This window comes from Ottowia massiliensis, from assembly GCF_900240305.1.
GTDB classification, from domain to species: Bacteria; Pseudomonadota; Gammaproteobacteria; order Burkholderiales; family Burkholderiaceae_C; genus Ottowia; species Ottowia massiliensis.
In genome coordinates, this window is the sequence record NZ_LT964859.1 from 1 (window position 1) to 2,263 (window position 2,263).

General features: G+C 67.6%; 2 protein-coding genes. One reads left to right on the top strand and one right to left on the bottom strand.

Features of this window, described 5'->3' with window-relative positions:
* Positions 1 to 913 (top strand): ABC transporter ATP-binding protein (locus C1720_RS12490; protein ID WP_199171040.1); only part of this gene is annotated, 913 nt, incomplete at its 5' end.
* A gap of 222 nt (positions 914 to 1,135) precedes the next feature.
* Here the strand turns inward: C1720_RS12490 and ftsY are convergent.
* Positions 1,136 to 2,167, bottom strand: a complete 1,032-nt coding sequence (gene ftsY, locus C1720_RS12495) for a signal recognition particle-docking protein FtsY (protein ID WP_369406084.1) — start codon at positions 2,165 to 2,167, stop codon at positions 1,136 to 1,138.
* Positions 2,168 to 2,263: the final 96 nt, after the last annotated feature.

The window sequence follows — 2,263 nt, forward strand, 5'->3', positions numbered from 1 at the left end:
GTCCACACCCGCCCCCTCGCCTGAAGCGGCCCCCAGCCTCGCCGTCAGGCAACTGAACCACGCCTGGGCCACCCGCAGCGTGCTGGAAGACATCGGCTTTACCCTGCCCGCAGGCCGCGCCATCGCGCTGGTCGGCCCTTCCGGCTGCGGCAAAACCACCCTGCTGCACCTGTGCGCGGGGCTGCTGACCGTGCAGGAAGGGCAGATTGACAACCGCTTTGCCCGCAGCGCCATGCTCTTTCAGCAGCCGCACCTGCTGCCGTGGCAAACCGTGCTCGGCAACATCGCCCTGGGCCTGAAAGCGCGGCGCACGCCCAAAGCCGCGCGCCTGGCCGCCGCCCGCCGCATGGGCCACGCGCTGGGGCTGGACGACATCGCCCTGGCGCAGTTTCCCGGCGAACTCTCCGGCGGCATGCAAAGCCGCGCCGCCCTGGCCCGCGCCCTCGTGCTGGAGCCGGATTTGCTCTTGATGGACGAGCCGTTTGCCGCGCTGGACATCGGCCTCAAAGGCCAGATGCACCGCCTGCTGCTGGCCGAAATGGCCCGCCGCCAGCTGGCCGTGCTCATGATCACGCACGACGTGATGGAAGCCGTCACCCTGGCCGACACCGTCATCGTCATGGCCGGGCAGCCCGGCCGCATGGTCTGGCGGCTGGACCTGTCCCTGCCGCCCGCCCAGCGCGGCGACGACTGGGTCTACCGCCAAACCAGCCTGCTGCTCGCCCAGCCCGCCGGGCGCAGCCATCGGCAGGCGTGGCGGGCAAGGCAGATGAAGCGGAGGGCGGGCTGGCCAGCGGCAGCGCCGTTGCCGCCGCAACGCCTGCCGCCAGCGCGCGCTGCTGAAGGCCAGCGGAAAAGGGGCCGCCGCGCCGCTTTGCCAGCCGGGGCGGGCAAGCCTGCGCCGTCAAGCTGAATCAAAAACAGGAGCGAATCCAGAGGGTCAAAATGCCGCTTCGCACAATTTCCTCTAGGACATCATGCTATGGATAGAGGAGCTGAAAAGTGCCATCCATCCACTGCGCATGGCCCCGCCTGAAATGCTGCCCGCGCCCCGGACAGCCGATTGATGCGCAGAAAGCCTGGCCCAGGCGTCTGCGCTTTTTTGGCCCCTTGCGGCCAGGCTTTGAACAGGCCTTCAGGCCAGCAGGGCCTGGGCGAATTCGCGGGCGTTGAAGGTTTGCAGGTCTTCGAGTTTTTCACCCACGCCGATGAAATAGACGGGCACGGGCTTTTCGCGGGCGATGGCGGCCAGCACGCCGCCTTTGGCGGTGCCGTCGAGCTTGGTGACGATCAGGCCCGTGAGCTGAATGGCCTCGTCAAAGGCCTTGACCTGCGCCAGCGCGTTCTGGCCGGTGTTGCCGTCAATGACCAGCAGCACTTCGTGCGGGGCGGTGGCGTCGGCCTTGGTGACGACGCGGCGGATTTTTTGCAGCTCCTGCATCAGGTGCGCCTGGGTGTGCAGGCGGCCGGCGGTATCGACCAGCACGGCGTCCACCTGGCGGGCGCGGCCGGCGGCCACGGCGTCGAAGCTGACGGCGGAAGGGTCAGCGCCTTGCTGGCTGATGATTTCCACGCGGTTGCGGTCGGCCCACACGCCCAGCTGCTCGCGGGCGGCGGCGCGGAAGGTGTCGGCGGCGGCCAGCAGCACGGAGCAGCCCGCGTCGGCCAGGTGGCGCGTGAGCTTGCCGATGGAAGTGGTTTTGCCCGCGCCGTTCACGCCCGCCACCATGATGACGGTGGGGCAGTACTCACCCACGACCAGCGGCTTTTGCAGCGGCGCAAGCAAATCGGCCAGCGCGTCGGCCAGCAGGGCGCGCACCTGGGCGGGTTCGGTTGCGCGGGCCTGTTTGACGCGCTGGCGCAAGTCGTCCAGCAGGTATTGCGTGGCGGCCACGCCCGCGTCGGCCATGAGCAGGGCGGTTTCCAGGTCTTCATACAGCGCTTCGTCAATTTGCGTGCCGGTAAAGACGGTGGTGAGGCTGCTGCCGGTTTTTTTCAGGCCGCTTTTGAGGCGGACGAACCAGCTTGCGCGGTTCGCTGGCAGGGCAGCTTCAGGCGCGGCGGCAGGGGCGGGCGCGGGTTCAGCCTGCGGTCTCTTATAAACATCTGACGCTGCCGACGAGCCTACGCGCGTCCATTTCGCTGGTCCCCGCCCCCTGTACAACAAAAAAGAACAATCTATCCCTCTGCGCGCCACCACATTCCGAATGTCTGACTCTACACCTCCCATCCACTCGTATCCTAGACACAGACGACTCTATGT